Here is a 19447-nt window from a genome sequence, read left to right as displayed (position 1 = left end):
AGGTCAGTTGATGACGCGGACCCTCCCGCCCGGTATCACCGTTACCGCGAAGGTGCCCGCCTCCAGCGCCAATCTGGGACCCGGATTCGACTCGCTCGGTATCGCTTTGGGGCTGTACGACGAAATCGTGGTACGTACCACCGATTCCGGGCTTACCATCCGAGTGGAGGGTGAGGGTGCCGACGACGTCCCTTGGGGCCCTTCGCATCTGGTGGTGCGCGCGATCGAACGCGGCCTGGAAGCCGCGGGCGTGTGGGCCGACGGGCTGGATGTGGTGTGCCGCAACGTCATTCCGCATTCGCGAGGGCTGGGATCGTCGGCCTCGGCGGCGGTCGGCGGACTCGCCGCCGCGCGCGGGCTGGCCGCGAAGTTCGATCCGGCGCTGACGGGTTCGGATGCCGAATTGGTGCAGCTGGCTTCGGAATTCGAGGGCCATCCCGACAACGCGGCCGCGAGCGTGCTCGGCGGCATCGTGGTGTCGTGGACCGAATCCGACCGCGCGGGCGAACTCGACGCGAGCAGTTCCGTCGAGCACCACCAGCGCGTCTACCGCGCGGTGCGGCTGGAACCGCACCCGCGCCTGCGCGCGACGGTGCTGATTCCCCAGGAGCGCTCCTCGACCGCGCACACCCGCGGCTTGCTGCCGGAGATGGTCCCGCACGGCGACGCCGCGTTCAACGTCAGCCGCGCCGCGCTGTCGGTGGTCGCCCTGACCGAGCATCCCGACCTGCTGCTGCCCGCGACCCAGGACCGCCTGCACCAGGGCTATCGCGCCGCCGCGCTGCCGCTGACCACCGCCTGGATCACCCGGCTGCGCACCGCCGGACTCGCCGCGATGGTGTCGGGCGCCGGTCCGACCATTCTGGCGCTGAGTACCGGAGAATTTCCGGACGACCTGCGCAAACTCGCCGAGGAGGACGGTCTGCGCGTGGTCGACCCCGACATTTCCGCGGGTGTGAGCGTGGACTGATGGCGTGGCTGCCTTGCTGACGTGGTCGGACAGAGCTATCCTGAGCACGTCCGTACATCGTGCGCGTCAGACGCCGGTGCTTCATCAGGGCAATCGCTCCAGCAGGCTCCTTGCTCAAGCTCGGTGGCTCGGGGGCTCGAATCACTCGGGACTTCGACCTCGACGTCGGGGACAGCGACTGGAATGATCACTCCCACTCAATGAACCGGTGGCCGTGACCAGGTGGGTGATTCCATCGGTCCGGCGGGGCAGGCGATACGGCATCCGAGCTCGGCACAGTGATCGGGCTTCGGGACGAACCCTCGAATATGCACACGGCAATCGAGGGAAGGAAAGGATCTCCGTGACAGATACGGACCTGCTCGCGACACCCGGGGTGGACACTGCAAATCCCTCGGACGGCCGCGAAAGTGACTCCGGACAGATTTCGAAGATGAGCGAACACACCGACGTCGCACGATCGGGGCTGACTGGAATGTTGTTGCCGCAGTTGCGTGCGCTTGCCGGAGAGCTCGGTATCCGAGGCACATCCGGAATGCGTAAGGGCGATCTCATCGCCGCCATCAAGGAAAATCAGGCCGCCTCCGGCAAGTCCGCGCGTGGTGGCCGGGGCGATGCGAAATCCGCCGAAGCGGACGCGGGCGCCGAGCCCGCCGTGAAGTCCGCGTCGAATGTCGCGACCGAATCCGGTGCGGCGGCGAAGGCCGAGTCCCCTCAGACCTCCGAGAACGCCGCCGAGTCCGCCGGTAAGGGACGCGCCCGGAACGATGCGCCGAAGGGCACCCGCAACGGTGCCGCGCGTGGCCAGCAGCAGACTCTCGACGGTGTCGGCACCGAGAACGCGTCCGCCAAGGCGGAAACCGCGGAAACGGCTGCGCGCCCGGCCGATTCGGGTGACGAGTCCGGCCGTGACGGTGGCCAGCGCGGCCGCGGCCGTCAGCGCCGTGGCCGCGACCAGCGTGGTGAGGGCGGCGACAACCGTGGCGAGAACCGCGGTGGCGAGGCTCGCGCCGAGACCAGGACCGAACCGAAGGCCGAGGGCGGCGACGCCAAGTCGGATCAGGAGTCGGGCGATCGTCGCCGCGACCGCAACCAGTCCGGCGGCCAGAACCAGTCCGGCCAGAACGGCGCCGCCCGCGGTGGCGATCGTGGCCGCGACCAGCGTGGTGAGGACGACGAGGAAGGCGGGCGCGGGCGCCGCGGCCGCCGGTTCCGGGAGCGCCGTCGTGGCGGACGTGACCGTGAGGGCGGCGAGGGCGGCCGCGAGGTCGAGATCCGCGAGGACGATGTCCTGCAGCCGGTCGCCGGCATCCTCGATGTGCTCGACAACTACGCGTTCGTGCGCACCTCGGGCTACCTGGCCGGCCAGAACGACGTCTACGTGTCGATGAACCTGGTGCGCAAGAACGGTCTGCGCCGTGGTGACGCGATCACCGGTGCGGTGCGTGCTCCGCGCGAGGGCGAACAGAGCAATCAGCGCCAGAAGTTCGATCCGCTGGTGCGGCTGGACACGGTCAACGGCTCGGATGTCGAATCCGCCCGCCGCCGGCCGGAATTCAACAAGCTCACCCCGCTGTACCCGAACCAGCGGCTGCGGCTCGAGACCACGCCGAACAAGCTCACCACTCGCGTGATCGACCTGATCATGCCGATCGGTAAGGGCCAGCGCGCGCTGATCGTGTCGCCGCCGAAGGCGGGTAAGACCACGATCCTGCAGGACATCGCGAACGCGATCGCCACCAACAACCCGGAGTGCTACCTGATGGTGGTGCTGGTGGACGAGCGTCCCGAAGAGGTCACCGATATGCAGCGCTCGGTGCGCGGCGAGGTGATCGCCTCGACGTTCGACCGTCCGCCGAGCGATCACACCTCGGTCGCCGAACTCGCCATCGAGCGGGCCAAGCGCCTGGTCGAGATGGGGCAGGACGTCGTCGTGCTGCTCGACTCGATCACCCGGCTGGGTCGTGCGTACAACAACTCCTCGCCGGCCTCGGGTCGCATCCTGTCCGGTGGTGTGGATTCCACCGCGCTGTACCCGCCCAAGCGGTTCCTCGGCGCGGCCCGCAACATCGAGAACGGCGGCTCGCTGACCATCATCGCCACTGCCATGGTGGAGACCGGTTCCACCGGTGACACGGTGATCTTCGAGGAGTTCAAGGGCACCGGTAACGCCGAGCTCAAGCTCGATCGCAAGATCGCCGAGCGGCGCGTGTTCCCGGCCGTCGACATCAACCCGTCCAGCACCCGCCACGACGAGCTGTTGATGTCGCCGGACGAGATGGCGGTCATCCACAAGCTGCGCCGGGTGCTCTCGGGCCTCGATTCGCAGCAGGCGATCGACCTGCTCATCGACCGTTTGAAGAAGTCGAAGAGCAACGTCGAATTCCTGATGACGGTCTCGAAGACCGCACCGGGAGCCTTGGACGAATAGGCGACGAGCAGTACGTTCGCCCGGCGCGCACCCGCGGGTGCCGCTCGGCTCGCGATAATGCGGCCCCGCTTCGGCGGGGCCGCATTGCTGTCTGCGGGAGACGTGCACGCCGACGACCGCGCCGTCTGCCGGGGCGGGGCGGAGTAGGGGAGTAGAACAGCAGGCCGATGACCGCGGCACCGGCGATCAGCCCGATCAGGATCAGTGCGGTGGCACCGGTGATGGATCCGGTGGAGATCGAGGTCGCGGCGAATTCGTAGGGCCGATCCGGTCCGGAGGGGGTCACGACGGCGGCGCGGGGCGGGGTGCCGGAGGCCGTGAGCCATCCGGCGAGGACGAGGACCGCCAGGGCGGCCAACGTCGTCGCGGCGCCGATTTCCTTCGAATGTCCGCTCCGGGGCCACCGGCGGAGGGTGCGGTATCCGAGGCGGGTATGTCCGGCGTCCGGGGATCGAGATCTCCTGCTCGTCCCCCGCGCGGTGGAGAAATTCACTGCTGTCCCTCGGATCGTCGGTTCGATTGCCATGGGTCTACTTCCTGCAACGAATCTACGAACAAAGGTGTTCATATTCCCGAGTAGCCGACTACTCGTTTCAGCGTGGCTCGAGAATCGCGAAGACGCGTGCCGTTACTTCCTTGGGGGTCTGCCGCTGTCCGGGGTGTCGATGCCGGAACAAATGCGGTACAGGGTGCGTTGTGAGTGCGTATCGGCGGTTCTGGCATACTGGACCGTCGGTGCGTCTGCGATCGGCAGACCATCCCGCCTAGTCGGTTCCGGTTCACGTCCATTACGGCAGCACGGCAGATACAGCCGTGGGCTCGGGCGACCCGGGGCCAGATCGAGAGGACACCCATGAAGGCAGGAATTCACCCGGCATACGTGCCGACCACCGTTGTCTGCGGTTGCGGCAACACCTTCCAGACTCACAGCACCAAGGAGTCGGGCCACATCACCGTCGAGGTCTGCTCGCAGTGCCACCCGTTCTACACCGGCAAGCAGAAGATCCTCGACACCGGCGGCCGCGTCGCCCGCTTCGAGGCCCGCTACGGCAAGCGCGCCAAGAAGGCCGAGCAGTCCGAGAGTTCGGCAGCCGAGTAGCTACCCCGCCAACGCCCGTCCTGCCCAGCGCAGGCCGGGCGTTGGTGCGTTTACAGGTGTTCGCACGCTCCTACGGAAGGCATGACCGCCATGGCCGACAAGATCACGGCCCCCTCCGCCATCGACGATATCCTCGCCGAACACGCCGGCCTGGAGACACAGCTGTCGGATCCGGCGTTGCACAACAACCCGGGTGAGGCCCGTCGCGTCGGTAAGCGGTTCGCCGAATTGGCGCCGATCATGTCGACCTACACCAAGCTCAGCGCGGCCCGCGACGATCTGGCCGCCGCCCGGGAGCTGGCCGCCGACGATGCGTCCTTCGCGGCCGAGGTCCCCGGACTCGAACAGCAGGTCGAAGAGCTGTCGAAGGCGCTGACCGATCTGCTGGCCCCGCGCGACCCGCACGACAGCGACGATGTCGTGCTCGAGGTGAAGTCGGGGGAGGGCGGCGAGGAGTCGGCTTTGTTCGCCTCCGATCTGGCACGCATGTACATCCGCTACGCCGAACGGCACGGCTGGAAGGTGGAGGTCCTCGACGCCAACGTGTCCGACCTGGGCGGATACAAGGAGGCGACGCTCTCGATCAAGAGCCGCGAGCCCAGCCGCGACGGCGTCTGGTCCCGGCTGAAGTTCGAGGGCGGGGTCCATCGCGTCCAGCGTGTGCCGGTCACCGAATCGCAGGGCCGCATCCACACCTCCGCGGCCGGCGTGCTGATCTATCCCGAACCCGACGAGGTCGAACAGGTCCAGATCGACGAATCCGATCTGCGCATCGACGTCTACCGCTCCTCCGGTAAGGGCGGCCAGGGCGTCAACACCACCGACTCCGCGGTCCGGATCACCCATTTGCCGACCGGCATCGTCGTGACCTGCCAGAACGAGCGTTCGCAGCTGCAGAACAAGATCCGCGCGATGCAGGTGCTCTCGGCGCGGTTGCAGAGCCTGGCCGAGGAACAGGCCGAGGCCGACGCCGCCGCCGGACGTGCCTCGCAGATCCGCACGGTCGACCGCTCGGAGCGCATCCGCACCTACAACTTCCCCGAGAACCGCATCACCGACCACCGCATCGGCTTCAAGGCTCACAATCTGGACTCTGTGCTGGACGGAGAATTGGACGCGCTGCTGGACGCTCTCGGTGAAGCCGACCGCGCCGCCCGGCTCGCGGCGGAGTGATGCGGGCTTCCGGCGAGGCGGATCGGCACCGAGTGCCGCTCCGTCCCGCGATCATCGCCGCCACGCGCACGCTCGCGGCGGCGGGGGTGCACAGTCCGCAGATCGACGCGGAATTTCTGGCCGCCTTCGTCCTCGAGGTCGAGCGATCGCGGCTGGCCCTTGTGCCGATGGTGACCTCGGAACAACTCGAACGGTTCCTCGAGCTGGTGGCGCGCCGGGCCGAGCGGGTACCGCTCCAGCATCTGACCGGCGCCGCCTCGATGGGTGAGGTGGATCTCGAGGTGGGCCCGGGTGTGTTCGTCCCGCGGCCGGAAACCGAGCTGATCTTCGCGTGGGCGCTGGCCCAGCTCGAGGCGGCCGGCCACGAGCACCCCCCGATCGTGGTCGACCTGTGCACCGGATCGGGGGCCCTGGCCCTGGCGATCGCCAATGCCCGTCCCGACGCCGAGGTCCACGCCGTCGAAATCGACCCCACCGCAAGGCAATGGGCGCAGCGCAACGCCGAACGGCAAGCCGCGCAAGGAGATACGCCGATCGTCCTGCATGCAGGTGATGTCACCGACGCGCAGGTGCTGGCCGAGCTGAACGGCCGGGTCGACGTCGTCGTCGCGAATCCGCCCTACATCCCCTCGGACGCACGGCTGGATCCCGAAGTGGCCGAACACGATCCGCATCTCGCCCTGTTCGGCGGCCCCGACGGACTCGAGGTGATCGCCCCCATGGTCGCCACCATCACCCGGCTGCTGCGCCCCGAGGGCGTGGCGGCCGTCGAACACGACGATTCGCACGGTCCTCAGGTCGCGGCGCTGTTCGCCGGAGACGGCCGGTTCTGCGACATCGTCGAACACCCGGATCTGGCCGGCCGGCCGCGCTTCGTCGCCGCCCGCCGCGCGCGCTGACCCTCGCGATTGCCGAGAATTTGCGCGAAGCCGGGCAACGTGCCGGGAGACACATTCAATAGACTCACCGCCGTGAGTACCGTCTACGACTGCTCCGATCCCGATTCTCGTGCCGCCGGATTGACCGCCGCGCGGACCACCTTGAAATCCGGACGGCTGGCCGTCATCCCCACCGATACGGTCTACGGAATCGCCGCGGATGCGTTCGATTCCACGGCCGTGGCCGGCCTGCTGGCGGCCAAGCGGCGCGGGCGCGACATGCCCGTGCCGGTGCTGGTCGGTTCGTGGAACACCATCGACGGACTCGTCTTCTCCGTGCAGCCGCAGGCACGCGACCTGATCCGCGCCTTCTGGCCGGGCGGGCTGAGCCTGGTCGTGCAGCAGGCGCCCTCGCTGGCCTGGGATCTCGGTGACGCCCGCGGCACGGTGATGCTGCGCATGCCGCTGCACCCGATCGCGCTGGAACTGCTGCGCGAGGTCGGCCCGATGGCCGTGTCGAGCGCGAACGTCTCCGGGCAGCCGCCCGCCACGACGGTCACCGAGGCGCGACACCAGCTGGGCAACCAGGTCGGCGTGTATCTGGACGGCGGCCCGGCCGAACACGGCGTGCCCTCCACGATCGTGGATCTGACCGGCGACCGTCCGCGGGTGCTGCGGGCCGGCGCGGTGACCGTCGCGCAGGTCGCCGAGGTGCTGGGTATGGCGCCGGACGAACTGTCGCCCGAGACCACCCGCTGACGGCCCGGTAGATGGTTTTCAGTCAGGGTGCGGTCGTCCCGCTGCGCGAGCTGCTTCTGGTGCTGCTCGTGTCCGCGGTGGTGACGATGTTGTCCACCGGCGGAATTCGGGTGCTGGCCATCGGTTTCGGCGCCATCGCGGTACCCCGCGATCGTGATGTGCATCTCGAGCCGATTCCGCGCATGGGCGGCGTCGGCATCTATCTGGGTGTGCTGGCCGCGGTGCTGTTCGCCCATCAGCTGCCGGCGCTGCGCCGCGGTTTCGACTATCCGCGCGATATTCCGGCCGTGCTGGTCGCGGGCACCCTGATCGTCCTGGTCGGCATCGTCGACGACCGCTGGGGCCTGGACGCGCTGACGAAGTTCGTGGGCCAGATCTCGGCCGCCGGGGCGATGGCCGTGATGGGCCTGAGCTGGGTGGCCATCTACAACCCGTTCAGCAACACCACGGTCGTGCTCGACCAGTTGCAGGGGTGGGTGGTGACGGTGGCCATCACCGTCACCATGATCAACGCGATGAATTTCGTGGACGGTCTCGACGGGCTCGCGGCGGGGCTGGGGCTGATCGCCGCCGCCGCCGTGTTCGTGTTCACCGTGGGTTTGCTCTATCAGCAGGGCGGTGCGACCGACGGCTATCCACCGGCCCTGCTGGCCGCCGCGCTGGCGGGGGGATGTCTGGGATTTCTGCCACATAATTTCCACCCGGCCCGAATATTCATGGGCGATTCCGGATCGATGTTGATCGGTCTGATGCTCGCCGCGGTCTCCACCGGCGCATCCGGCCGAATTCCGCTCACCGGATACGGGCCGCGCGACATCGTGGGTCTGCTGTCACCGCTGTTGCTGGTGGGAGCGGTGATGTTCATTCCGGTATTGGATCTGGTGCTGGCAATCGTGCGCCGCGTGCGCGCGGGTGTGAGTTTCTCCACTCCCGACAAAATGCATTTGCATCACCGTCTGTTGCAGATCGGGCATTCGCATCGGCGCGTGGTGTTGTTGATCTATCTGTGGGTCGGCGTGCTCGCATTCGCGGCCGTGGGAACCTCTTTGATGGATCGCCGGTTGGTGGTTCTGCTGTTCGCGGCGGGTTTGGTTTTCTCCCTGGTTGTGACGGCCGTCCCATCGCTGCGTGAAGTGGTCGGGCTCCGCGGTCGCCGCAAGTAAGGAACGGGTAAAGTGGCTCGACGTGAGCACGGCACCCGAATTGCACCCCGACGCGCCACTACGAGCAGCGCTGCGTTACGGCATCGCCGGATTGTGCGTGCTGGTGGTGGTTTCGGTCGTCGCCGGCTCGATCGTCGCGGGCTGGGCCGGTTTCTGGGGCGCGCTCATCGGATCCGCGATCGGTGGTTTCTTCATTCTCACCACCGCCGCTCTCGTGCTGTTCAGCGCGAAATTGGATTCCGGCATTCAGGGCATGGTGATGCTGGCGAGCTGGATCGGCAAAATCCTGGTCGTGATGATCGTGGTCGCGATCTTGCACCAGTTCGATTTCTACAGCCCCGGCACCCTTTTCCTGACCGTCGTGGGGGCGTTGCTGATTGTTCTCGGAGCCGAGACGTACGGACTTCTGCGCCAACGTGTTCCGGTGATCGACCCGCCGGCGGGGCCCGCCGACCAAGATCGTTCGAACGTGTGAACAAGACCCCCTACACGTTGTCGTAGATAGCTTGGTAAACTCTTTACCGTAAGCATCCGAACCAACGGGGCCGACCGCATCGTCGCCGGTGCGAGAGGTTATGCTTACTGCCGTGCCGGTCCTTCGGTGAGAAGTTCCGGCCCTGCACCGTCGACGATGTCGCCGACGTACAGACGCCACTGCGGGTCTCCCCGCGCAGCTGCTGACGAACTTCGAGCCGACCTGAGTCGACCACCTGATCGTCAATGTCCGATCGAACCGCGAGATGGAACATGTCTCGTGGCCGAACACGGGAGAGAATGCTGAGCGTCACCACTCTGGCGGGCGAGTTCCACGCGCCTTCGCTACAAGACTTCTTCCCTGATGCGCTGCTGTTCGGGGGGACACCTTTCGAGATCGACCGATTGATGATGGTTCGCCTCATCATGGTGGCGGTATTGGTTGCGGTGATGTTGCTCGCATTCCGCAGTCCCCGTCTCGTTCCTCGCGGTCTGCAGAACGTCGCGGAGATCGGCCTGCTGTTCGTTCGTGAGCAGATCTGCGATGAAGTGCTGGGCAAGAAGACCGGCCGCAGGTTTTTCCCGCTGATCGCCACGATCTTCTTCACGGTGCTGTTCCTGAACTTCTCCAGCGTCATACCGCTGTTGAACATTTCCTCGAACGCGCGCGTCGGAATGCCGATCGTGCTGGCGGCCATCGCCTACATCACGTTCAACTACGTCGGTATCCGCAAGTACGGATTCTGGCGGTACATGCGCTCGTCCGTCGTGGTGCCGAATGTTCCGGTTGCGCTGCACGTGCTGCTGATTCCGATCGAGTTCGTCTCGACCTTCATCCTGCGTCCGTTCACGCTGACCGTCCGACTCATGGCCAACATGCTGTCCGGTCACATCATGCTGGTGCTGTTCTTCAGTGCCACCCAGTTCTTCCTCTTCGACGCCGCTTCGTGGATGAAGATCTTCTCGCCGTTCTCCTTGCTCGCGGGATTCGGATTCACCCTTTTCGAACTTCTGGTGATCTTCCTGCAGGCCTACGTGTTCGCGCTGTTGACGGCTGTGTACATCAGCCTCGCCGAGCACGCCGACTCGCACTGACCGCACGACCGCACAAGAACTGCCCCACCTGCCGCCGGGCGGGTGGGCAACAGAAAGGGAAAGAAATCTCATGAGCCTCTCCTACGTGGCCGCCGAACTCGCCCAGACCTCGGATCGGGTCAAGGGCTACGGCGCTATCGGTTACGGTCTGGCCGCGATCGGCCCGGGTGTCGGCGTCGGCATCGTCGTCGGTAAGGCGATCGAGGGTATCGCCCGTCAGCCCGAGCTGCAGGGCACCATCCGGACCAACATGTTCCTGGGTATCGCGTTCACCGAGGCGCTCGCGCTGATCGGTCTCGTCGCCGGCTTCATCTTCTGATTCCGATGAACAGCATGTACTTGCTCGCCGAGAATGCAGAGGACAAGAACCCTCTGATTCCGGAGCCATACGACATCGTCTGGTCGGTGGTGTGCGTTGTCGTCATCGGGATCCTGTTCTACAAGTACGTGGTTCCTCGATTGACGAAGGTGCTCGACGAGCGCTCGGAGAAGATCGAAGGCGGGATGGCCAAGGCCGAGGCCGCGCAGGCCGAGGCGCAGGAAACCCTGCAGCAGTACCAGCAGCAGCTGGCCGAGGCCCGGCTCGAGGCGGCGCGCATCCGTGAGGAAGCGCGTACCCAGGGCCAGCAGATCCTCGCGCAGCTGCGCTCGGAGGCTCAGGCCGAAGCCGATCGCATCGTCTCCGCCGGTCATGCCCAGCTCGACGCCCAGCGTCAGCAGATCGTGACCGAGCTCCGGTCCGAGCTCGGCCGCACCGCGGTCGACCTGGCCGAGAAGATCATCGGGCAGTCCGTGGCGGACGAAGCCAAGCAGGCGGCGTCCATCGATCGGTTCCTCACCGAGCTGGATCAGAAGGCCGGCATCGGGGTCGGAAGGTAACCTGCGCCTGAGAGGTCTTGTCGGTGACGCAAGTCACCGGCGCCCGACCACTCCGGGCCCCGGAATTCAACACAGTGAAAGTGGGAATCATGTACGCAGCGAGCCGCGAGGCGAGTTCCCGTGCGAGGGAAGCTCTTTCGGCCGCACTCACCGGGAGTGACTCCGTCGCCGCCACGACGGGCTCCGAACTGTTCGCCGTAGTCGCCGTGCTCGACGACCAGCGTTCGCTGCGTGTGGCGCTCGCGGATAAGTCGGTGTCGAGTTCGGTGCGTGCCGAACTGGCCGAACGCGTGTTCGGCGGCAAGATCAGCGCGGCCACTCAGGCCGTGCTGACCACTGCCGTCGCCCAGGACTGGTCTCGTACCCGAGATCTGGTCGACACCTTGGTGCTGCTCGGGCAGGAGGCGCTGCTGCGCGCCGCGGCCGACCGCGGACGTATCGACGCCGTCGAGGACGAGTTGTTCCGGCTGGGCCGCACCGTCGAAGACAACCCGGATCTGGAGCAGGCGCTCACCGATCGCGGTAAGCCGGCGGCCGCCAAGCGCGATCTGCTGACGCGGCTGCTCACCGGGAAGGTCGAAGACGTCACCATGCAGCTGGCCGAACAGGCGGTCGGCCGGTCGCGCGGTGATGTCGGCGTCGCCTTCGACCAGTTGTCCGATCTGGCGGCGTCGTTGCGCAAGCAGATCGTCGCGCACGTTCGTTCGGCGACGGCCCTGACGCCGCAGCAGCGGGAGCATCTCGCCGCATCGCTGCAGCGAATCTACGACAAGCCGGTCACCATCCACGTGCAGGTCGATCCGGAACTGCTGGCCGGTGTCGTCGTGCGCATCGGTGACGACGTGATCGACGGCAGCGCCGTCGGCCGACTGCAGCGCCTGCGCCAGGCCCTGGCCTAGCCGAGCCCACGAGCCCGGCCACCCCACCCCGACATTCCAGACCACAGCGAGAGCAGGAAGAACCATGGCGGAGCTGACGATCTCCCCCGATGAGATCCGTAGCGCGATCGAAAGCTACACCCAGAGCTACACCCCCGAAACCTCCATCGAGGAAATCGGCACGGTCACCGACACCAGTGACGGCATCGCGCACGTCAGTGGCCTGCCGTCGGCGATGACCAACGAGATCCTCGAATTCCCCGGCGGTGTGCTGGGTGTCGCGTTGAACCTCGACCCCGACGAGATCGGTGCGGTCATCCTCGGTGAGTTCGACGGCATCGAAGAGGGCCAGCAGGTCCGCCGCACCGGTGACGTGCTCTCGGTGCCGGTCGGCGACAAGTTCCTGGGCCGCGTCATCAACCCCCTCGGCCAGCCGATCGACGGCCTGGGCGAGATCGAGGCCGACGAGCGCCGCGTGCTGGAGCTGCAGGCCGCGACCGTGCTGGAGCGCCAGCCGGTCGAGGAGCCGATGGCCACCGGCATCACCGCCATCGACGCGCTGACCGCCATCGGTCGTGGCCAGCGTCAGCTGGTCATCGGCGACCGCAAGACCGGTAAGACCGCGGTCTGCATCGACGCCATCCTGAACCAGAAGGCCAACTGGGAGTCCGGCGATCCGAAGAAGCAGATGCGCTGCATCTACGTCGCGATCGGCCAGAAGGGCTCCACCATCGCCGGCGTGAAGTCCGCGCTCGAGGCGCACGGTGCGATGGAGTACACCACCATCGTCGCCGCCCCCGCGTCCGACTCCGCCGGTTTCAAGTGGCTCGCGCCCTACACCGGTTCCGCGCTCGGCCAGCACTGGATGTACCAGGGCAAGCACGTCCTGATCGTGTTCGACGACCTGTCCAAGCAGGCCGAGGCCTACCGTGCCATCTCGCTGTTGCTGCGTCGCCCGCCGGGCCGTGAGGCGTACCCCGGTGACGTCTTCTACCTGCACTCCCGTCTGCTGGAGCGTTGCGCGAAACTGTCCGACGCGATGGGCGCCGGCTCGATGACGGGTCTGCCGATCATCGAGACCAAGGCCAACGACATCTCGGCGTTCATTCCGACCAACGTCATCTCCATCACCGACGGCCAGGTCTTCCTCGAGTCCGACCTGTTCAACAAGGGTGTGCGTCCGGCCATCAACGTCGGTACCTCCGTCTCCCGTGTCGGTGGCGCCGCCCAGACCAAGGCCATGAAGACGGTCGCCGGTTCGCTGCGTCTGGAGCTGGCCTCCTACCGCGAGCTCGAAGCGTTCTCCGCCTTCGCCTCCGATCTGGACGCCGCCTCCCTGGCCCAGCTCGAGCGCGGTGCGCGCTGGGTGGAGCTGCTCAAGCAGGATCAGTACTCGCCGGTCGCGGTCGAGGACCAGATCGTCTCGATCTACCTGGTCGACGCCGGTTACTACGATTCGGTGCCGGTCGGCGACGTGCGGCGCTTCAACGCCGAGCTGCTCGAACACCTGCACAACAAGGTGCAGAGTTCCTTCGATGCCCTCGAAGGTGGCGCCAAGCGGCTCGAGGGCGAGCCCGCCGACGCGATCAAGACCGAGACCGAGCGCTTCAAGCAGGGCTTCCTGGCCTCCGACGGCAGCCGCGTGGTCAACGAGGCCGACGCCGGTGAACTGGACCACGAAGAGGTCGAGTCGCTGTCGGTCACCCGTAAGCACGTCGAGAAGTAAGCCGGGTCCGACGATGCCTACGAATTCGATACGCGAAGGGAGTGTGAACCGCTGATGGCGAACTTGCGTGAATTGCGCTCCCGTATTCGTGGCGTGAGCTCGATCAAGAAGATCACCAAGGCCCAGGAACTGATCGCGACCTCGCGAATCAGCAAGGCCCAGGCCCGGGTGGCCGCCGCGAAGCCGTACGCGGAAGAGATCACGAAGGTGCTCGGCGAATTGGCCGGGGCCTCCTCGAATCTCAACCACCCCCTGCTCACCGAGCGGGCCACTCCGCGCCGCGCCGCCATCCTGGTGATCACCAGTGACAGCGGTATGTGTGGTGGCTACAACTCCAACGTGCTCAAGCGCACCGAGGAACTGATCACGACGCTGCGCTCCGAGGGCAAGGAGCCGGTGCTGTACGTGATGGGCAGCAAGGGCCTGACGTACTACACCTTCCGCAACCGCCCGCTGGCCGGTTCGTGGACCGGGTTCTCGCAGCAGCCGCACTACACCGACGCGTCGGCCGCATGCCACCACCTGGTGGATGTGTTCATGGCGGGCTCCGACACCGAGGTGGAGGGGCCGGGCGGCACCGGGACCATCGAGGGCGTGGACGAGATTCACATCGTCTACACCCGCTTCGTCTCGATGTTGTCGCAGGTGCCCGAGGTTCGCCGGCTCGCTCCGATCCAGGTGAGCTTCGTCGATGAGAACTTCGAACTCGGCGAGGACATGCTCACCGACTCGCCGGACGCGAAGATCACCTCGCTCTACGAGTTCGAACCGGATGCGGACAAGCTGCTCGGCGCCCTGCTGCCGAAGTACATCAATACCCGCATCTACTCGTCGTTGCTCGAGGCCGCGGCCTCGGAGTCGGCCGCGCGCCGCACCGCAATGAAGGCTGCCACCGACAACGCCACCGAGCTGGTCAATACCCTGACCCGCCAGGCGAACTCGATCCGGCAGGCGAACATCACGCAGGAAATCAGTGAAATCGTCGGCGGCGCGAACGCGCTGGCTGCGTCCTCGGATCGCGACTAAGCCCTAGCCCCCATGGAAGAGAACAAATGACCGCAGCTGTCACGCAAGAAAACGCAAGCCGGGCGGGCGCTGGCACAGGCCGCGTCGTCCGGGTCAACGGCCCTGTGGTGGACGTCGAGTTCCCCCGCGGCGCCATCCCAGAGCTGTTCAACGCCCTGCACGCCGACGTCACCCTGCCGTCGGTGGCCAAGACGCTGACCCTCGAGGTCGCGCAGCATCTGGGCGACAACATCGTTCGCACCATTTCGATGCAGCCGACCGACGGCCTGGTTCGCGGCGTCCCGGTGTCCGACACCGGCAAGCCGATCTCGGTTCCGGTCGGCGACGTCACCAAGGGCCACGTGTTCAACGCCCTCGGCGACTGCCTCGACACCCCGGGCCTGGGCCGAGACGGCGAGCAGTGGGGCATCCACCGCCAGCCGCCCGCCTTCGACCAGCTCGAGGGTAAGACCGAGATCCTGGAAACGGGCATCAAGGTCATCGACCTGCTGACCCCGTACGTGAAGGGCGGCAAGATCGGTCTGTTCGGTGGTGCCGGTGTCGGCAAGACCGTTCTGATCCAGGAGATGATCACCCGTATCGCGCGTGAGTTCTCCGGTACGTCGGTGTTCGCCGGCGTCGGTGAGCGCACCCGTGAGGGCACCGACCTCCACCTGGAAATGGAGGAGATGGGCGTCCTCCAGGACACCGCCCTCGTCTTCGGCCAGATGGACGAGCCGCCGGGCACCCGTATGCGCGTCGCGCTGTCCGCGCTGACCATGGCGGAGTACTTCCGCGATGTGCAGGGTCAGGACGTGCTGCTGTTCATCGACAACATCTTCCGTTTCACCCAGGCCGGTTCCGAGGTCTCGACCCTGCTGGGTCGTATGCCTTCGGCCGTCGGTTACCAGCCGACCCTGGCGGACGAGATGGGTCAGCTGCAGGAGCGCATCACCTCGACCCGTGGTCGTTCGATCACCTCGATGCAGGCGATCTACGTTCCCGCCGACGACTACACCGACCCGGCGCCGGCGACCACCTTCGCCCACCTGGACGCGACCACCGAGCTCTCCCGCCCGATTTCGCAGAAGGGTATCTACCCCGCCGTCGACCCGCTGACCTCGACCTCGCGAATCCTCGAGGCCTCGATCGTCGGCGAGCGGCACTTCGCGGTGGCCAACGAGGTCAAGCGAATTCTGCAGAAGTACAAGGAACTCCAGGACATCATCGCGATTCTGGGTATGGACGAGCTCTCCGAAGAGGACAAGGTCCTCGTCGGCCGGGCCCGTCGTCTGGAGAAGTTCCTCGGCCAGAACTTCATCGTGGCCGAGAAGTTCACCGGTCAGCCGGGTTCGGTCGTGCCGCTGGAGCAGACCATCGACGACTTCGAGCGGGTCTGCAAGGGCGAATTCGACCACCTGCCGGAACAGGCGTTCAACTCCTGCGGTGGCCTGGACGACGTCGAGGCGGCCGCGAAGAAGATCGCCGGGAAGTAGTCCACCATGGCGGATATGTCAGTTGATCTGGTCGCCATCGAGCGGCGGCTGTGGTCGGGGACGGCGAGTTTCGTCAGCGCCCAGACCACGGAAGGTCAGATCGGTATTCTGCACGGCCACGAGCCCGTACTCGGCCAGCTGGTCGAGGGCGGGATCGTGACCATCGACAGCACCGAGGGCGAGCGCATCGTCGCAGCCGTGCACGGCGGCTTCTTCTCGTGCACGGGTGAGGCGGTCCGGATTCTCGCCGAGTCGGCGGAATTCGCGGGCGATATCGATCTCGACGCGGCCCGCGCGGTACTGGCCGATCCGAATGCCTCGGAGCAGGAACAGAATGCGGCCACCGCGCGAATTCGCGCGGTGGAAGCGGCGAGCGCCTGACGCGAACGCCTCAGGGCGAGAACCGAATAGCGCAACCGTGTGGCGGTCCGGATATCCGGGCCGCCACACGGCGTTTCCGCCTATCGCGCGGTCTGCCGCTGCCGGACGGTCACGTCGACGGGCCGGGCATCAGACCCCTACGAGGAGGACTCCGGAAATGCCCTTCACGATGGGTCGACGCGCGCCGATGCCGGCGTGATAACGGGCCCGTCGCGGACCCGGCGCGCAGCCAACCGTGACGGGCTTCGAATGTCGTTGTGCGAGTGTGCCTCTGCTCACCTTCCTCCGGATCGGCGAATCGCCCGATATCCTCGTTTGTGGAACGGATGTACCGGCTGTGTGCCGCGGCGCCCTGGTTTGTAGACTCGCTGCGGGAGCGGCCTTGTTCGGGGATGGCACGGCGCTGGCGACGGCACAGGGGCGAAGCGAAGGGACGGACCTGGATTGCGGACCGGGATGGTGCTTCTGATCATTCTGGTGCTGCTGCTGGTCGGCGTAGCGCTGGTGTCGCTGTATCGCCTGATCATGTTGCGCCGAGGTGGAACCGCGGCGATTCTGCGCGTACTTCCGGCGCAGGGTGGTCAAGGGTGGCGGCACGGACTGATTCGCTACGGCGAATCCCGGCTCGTCTTCTACAAACTCACCAGCCTGAAAGTGGGACCGGATTCGACCATCCGGCGGCTGGGCATCGAAGTGGTCGATCGGCGTTCTCCGGTGGGCGACGAGTACGACATCATGACCGACGACATCGTCGTGATCGCGGTCTCCGACGGTGACGGCAGCTATGAACTCGCCCTGGATCGCCCTGCGCTGACGGCATTCCTGTCCTGGGTCGAATCTCGGCCCTCCGAACGCATCCGGCGACGCCCGGGGCGTTGACCCAGAAATAGGTGGTCACCAGCAATGAGTGTGCATCTGACCAAGATCTATACCCGGACCGGAGACGACGGCACCACCGGCCTGAGCGACTTCTCCCGGGTGCCGAAGACCGATCCGCGACTGGTCGCCTACGCCGACTGCGACGAGACCAACGCCGCCCTCGGCGTGGCGCTCGCCCTCGGACAGCCGCCGGCGCGCATCGCCGAGGTGCTGCGCCAGGTGCAGAACGATCTGTTCGATGCCGGCGCCGATCTGTCCACCCCGGTCGTGCCGGACCCGAAATATCCGCCGCTGCGGATCACCCAGTCCTATATCGACCGCCTGGAACGCTGGTGTGACGAGTTCAATGCCGAGCTCGCTCCGCTGAATTCGTTCATCCTGCCCGGCGGCACGCCGTTGGCCGCGCTGCTGCATACGGCCCGCACCGTGGCGCGCCGGGCGGAACGCGCGGCGTGGGCGGCGGTGGACGCGCATCCGGACGACATCGGCGTGTTGCCCGCGAAATACCTCAATCGGCTGTCCGATCTGCTGTTCATCCTCGGCCGGGTGGCCAACCCCGACGGTGACGTGCTGTGGCGGCCCGGGGGATCGGAGACCGGCGGACCGGCCGCGACCGACCAGCCCTCCCGTTAGGCTGGCCCCCGTGAGTGAACGGTTTCTGGTGACCGGGGGCAGTCGGCTGGTCGGCGAGGTCTCAGTGGGTGGCGCGAAGAACAGCGTCCTCAAGCTGATGGCCGCCGCCCTGTTGGCCGAAGGCACGACGACGATCACCAACTGCCCGGACATCCTGGATGTGCCGCTGATGGCGGAGGTCCTGCGCGGTCTGGGCTGCGATGTCACCGTGGACGGATCCGTGGTCGCCATCACCACACCGGCCGAGCCGAAATATCACGCCGACTTCCCGGCGGTGACCCAGTTCCGCGCCTCGGTCTGCGTCCTCGGACCACTGATGGCGCGGTGTAAGCGCGCCGTCGTCGCCCTGCCCGGCGGCGACGCGATCGGGTCCCGTCCGCTCGATATGCACCAGGCCGGTCTGAGATTGCTCGGCGCGACCAGCGAAATCGAGCACGGCTGCCTGGTCGCACGCGCCGACGAACTGCAGGGCGCGCGGATCCGGCTGGATTTCCCGTCGGTCGGCGCGACCGAGAACATCCTCATGGCCGCGGTCCTCGCGGAGGGGGAGACGGTGATCGACAACGCCGCGCGCGAACCCGAGATCGTCGACCTGTGCACCATGCTCACCCGGATGGGCGCCCGTATCGACGGCGCCGGCACCTCGGTCCTCACCATCTCCGGCGTGCGCAAACTTGCCCCCACCACCCATCAGGTGATCGGCGACCGGATCGTGGCCGCGACCTGGGGAATCGCCGCCGCGATGACGAGGGGTGACGTCCGCGTCACCGGCCTGAACCCCAAACACCTCTCACTGGTGCTGGACAAGCTGCGTTCGTCGGGGGCGCGAATCACGTTCGAACCCAACGGTTTCCGAGTGGAACAACCGGAGCGCCCGCGGGCGGTGAATTTCTCCACCCTGCCGTTCCCGGGCTTTCCCACCGATCTGCAGCCGATGGCGATCGGCCTGGCGACCATCGCCGACGGGACGTCGATGATCACCGAGAACATCTTCGAGGCGCGCTTCCGCTTCGTCGAGGAGATGATCCGCCTGGGCGCCGACGCCCGTACCGACGGCCACCACGCCGTGGTTCGTGGCATCCCGCGGCTGTCGAGTGCGCCGGTGTGGTCGTCGGATATCCGCGCCGGCGCGGGTCTGGTGCTCGCGGGTCTCGTCGCCGACGGCGTCACCGAGGTGCACGACGTCTTCCACATCGACCGCGGCTACCCCCACTTCGTCGAGAACCTGCGCTCGCTGGGCGCCGAGGTGAAACGGGTCGGCACGCCGGCGTAGTCCGCCGTACATCCGAAAGACCTTCCTGACCAGGCGATTTGACATAGAATCAACCGCCACGTAACTTATTCCAAGTCAGAGCGACACGGACACCAACCCCGGGCCGGAAGGCAAGGGGACAACGCGGTAGTACGGGGAGCGCCTGACGATCACACTGGTTCGACCGAGACCCCGATTTGGTTCGGGTCCGATGGTTGAGCTAAGCTGGAAAAGTTGCCTCGCCGATCGAACAGATGAAAATCTGGGAGATGGTGA

19 protein-coding genes are annotated in these 19447 nt (G+C 66.5%); all 19 read left to right on the top strand.

All coding sequences use genetic code 11. The features are described 5' to 3' along the window. Nucleotides 1-10: 10 nt before the first annotated feature. Nucleotides 11-970: a homoserine kinase gene (gene thrB, locus NK1_RS20965; RefSeq protein WP_063011085.1), complete on the top strand. Its 960-nt coding sequence runs from the start codon at nt 11-13 to the stop codon at nt 968-970. Nucleotides 971-1313: 343 nt separating this feature from the next. Then, entirely contained in the window at nt 1314-3401 is a 2088-nt protein-coding gene (gene rho / locus NK1_RS20960; RefSeq protein ID WP_084461298.1) for a transcription termination factor Rho, read from the top strand. A gap of 853 nt (nt 3402-4254) precedes the next feature. After that, the gene (rpmE, locus tag NK1_RS20955; RefSeq protein ID WP_063011083.1) at nt 4255-4500 is read left to right on the top strand and encodes a 50S ribosomal protein L31; all 246 of its coding nucleotides are present in this window, start codon (nt 4255-4257) and stop codon (nt 4498-4500) included. Between the two features lie 90 nt (nt 4501-4590). Continuing rightward, nucleotides 4591-5673 carry a peptide chain release factor 1 gene (gene prfA / locus NK1_RS20950; protein WP_036498560.1) on the top strand — a complete coding sequence of 361 codons (1083 nt, stop codon included), beginning with the start codon at nt 4591-4593 and terminating at the stop codon, nt 5671-5673. Further along, entirely contained in the window at nt 5673-6572 is a 900-nt protein-coding gene (prmC, locus tag NK1_RS20945) for a peptide chain release factor N(5)-glutamine methyltransferase (RefSeq protein WP_063011081.1), read from the top strand. Before prfA ends, prmC begins: the two co-directional genes overlap by 1 nt. Nucleotides 6573-6644: 72 nt before the next feature. Continuing rightward, nucleotides 6645-7310 (top strand): L-threonylcarbamoyladenylate synthase, encoded by a 666-nt coding sequence (locus NK1_RS20940; RefSeq protein WP_036498542.1) that lies wholly within the window; start codon nt 6645-6647, stop codon nt 7308-7310. An 11-nt stretch (nt 7311-7321) separates the two neighbouring features. After that, nucleotides 7322-8473: an MraY family glycosyltransferase gene (locus NK1_RS20935; RefSeq protein ID WP_063011079.1), complete on the top strand. Its 1152-nt coding sequence runs from the start codon at nt 7322-7324 to the stop codon at nt 8471-8473. 22 nt (nt 8474-8495) lie between these two features. After that, complete coding sequence (locus NK1_RS20930) at nt 8496-8948, top strand: Cg1360 family ATP-synthase-associated protein (protein ID WP_063011077.1); 453 nt, start codon at nt 8496-8498, stop codon at nt 8946-8948. Nucleotides 8949-9220: 272 nt separating this feature from the next. After that, entirely contained in the window at nt 9221-10042 is an 822-nt protein-coding gene (gene atpB / locus NK1_RS20925) for a F0F1 ATP synthase subunit A (RefSeq protein WP_223273948.1), read from the top strand. 70 nt (nt 10043-10112) lie between these two features. Further along, a complete protein-coding gene (locus tag NK1_RS20920; protein ID WP_025347580.1) occupies nt 10113-10361 on the top strand; it encodes an ATP synthase F0 subunit C in 249 nt (82 codons plus the stop codon). 5 nt (nt 10362-10366) lie between these two features. Then, entirely contained in the window at nt 10367-10921 is a 555-nt protein-coding gene (locus tag NK1_RS20915; protein ID WP_039776814.1) for a F0F1 ATP synthase subunit B, read from the top strand. An 89-nt stretch (nt 10922-11010) separates the two neighbouring features. Beyond that, complete coding sequence (locus NK1_RS20910) at nt 11011-11820, top strand: F0F1 ATP synthase subunit delta (RefSeq protein ID WP_063011233.1); 810 nt, start codon at nt 11011-11013, stop codon at nt 11818-11820. A gap of 64 nt (nt 11821-11884) precedes the next feature. Next, nucleotides 11885-13525, top strand: a complete 1641-nt coding sequence (gene atpA, locus NK1_RS20905) for a F0F1 ATP synthase subunit alpha (protein WP_063011075.1) — start codon at nt 11885-11887, stop codon at nt 13523-13525. A gap of 54 nt (nt 13526-13579) precedes the next feature. Then, complete coding sequence (locus NK1_RS20900) at nt 13580-14551, top strand: F0F1 ATP synthase subunit gamma (protein ID WP_036498574.1); 972 nt, start codon at nt 13580-13582, stop codon at nt 14549-14551. A gap of 26 nt (nt 14552-14577) precedes the next feature. Then, nucleotides 14578-16026: a F0F1 ATP synthase subunit beta gene (gene atpD / locus NK1_RS20895; RefSeq protein WP_030518275.1), complete on the top strand. Its 1449-nt coding sequence runs from the start codon at nt 14578-14580 to the stop codon at nt 16024-16026. A 6-nt stretch (nt 16027-16032) separates the two neighbouring features. Then, the gene (locus tag NK1_RS20890) at nt 16033-16407 is read left to right on the top strand and encodes a F0F1 ATP synthase subunit epsilon (protein WP_063011073.1); all 375 of its coding nucleotides are present in this window, start codon (nt 16033-16035) and stop codon (nt 16405-16407) included. 456 nt (nt 16408-16863) lie between these two features. Continuing rightward, complete coding sequence (locus NK1_RS20885; protein WP_030518273.1) at nt 16864-17286, top strand: DUF2550 domain-containing protein; 423 nt, start codon at nt 16864-16866, stop codon at nt 17284-17286. Between the two features lie 24 nt (nt 17287-17310). Next, nucleotides 17311-17919 (top strand): cob(I)yrinic acid a,c-diamide adenosyltransferase, encoded by a 609-nt coding sequence (locus NK1_RS20880; RefSeq protein ID WP_063011071.1) that lies wholly within the window; start codon nt 17311-17313, stop codon nt 17917-17919. A 10-nt stretch (nt 17920-17929) separates the two neighbouring features. After that, nucleotides 17930-19192 carry a UDP-N-acetylglucosamine 1-carboxyvinyltransferase gene (gene murA / locus NK1_RS20875; RefSeq protein ID WP_063011069.1) on the top strand — a complete coding sequence of 421 codons (1263 nt, stop codon included), beginning with the start codon at nt 17930-17932 and terminating at the stop codon, nt 19190-19192. The last annotated feature ends 255 nt before the right edge of the window (nt 19193-19447 follow it).

This window comes from Nocardia kruczakiae NBRC 101016 (assembly GCF_001612965.1).
GTDB lineage: Bacteria > Actinomycetota > Actinomycetes > Mycobacteriales > Mycobacteriaceae > Nocardia > Nocardia kruczakiae.
Note: the sequence above shows the minus strand (reverse complement) of the source record. Positions and strands in the feature narration are given on the sequence as shown.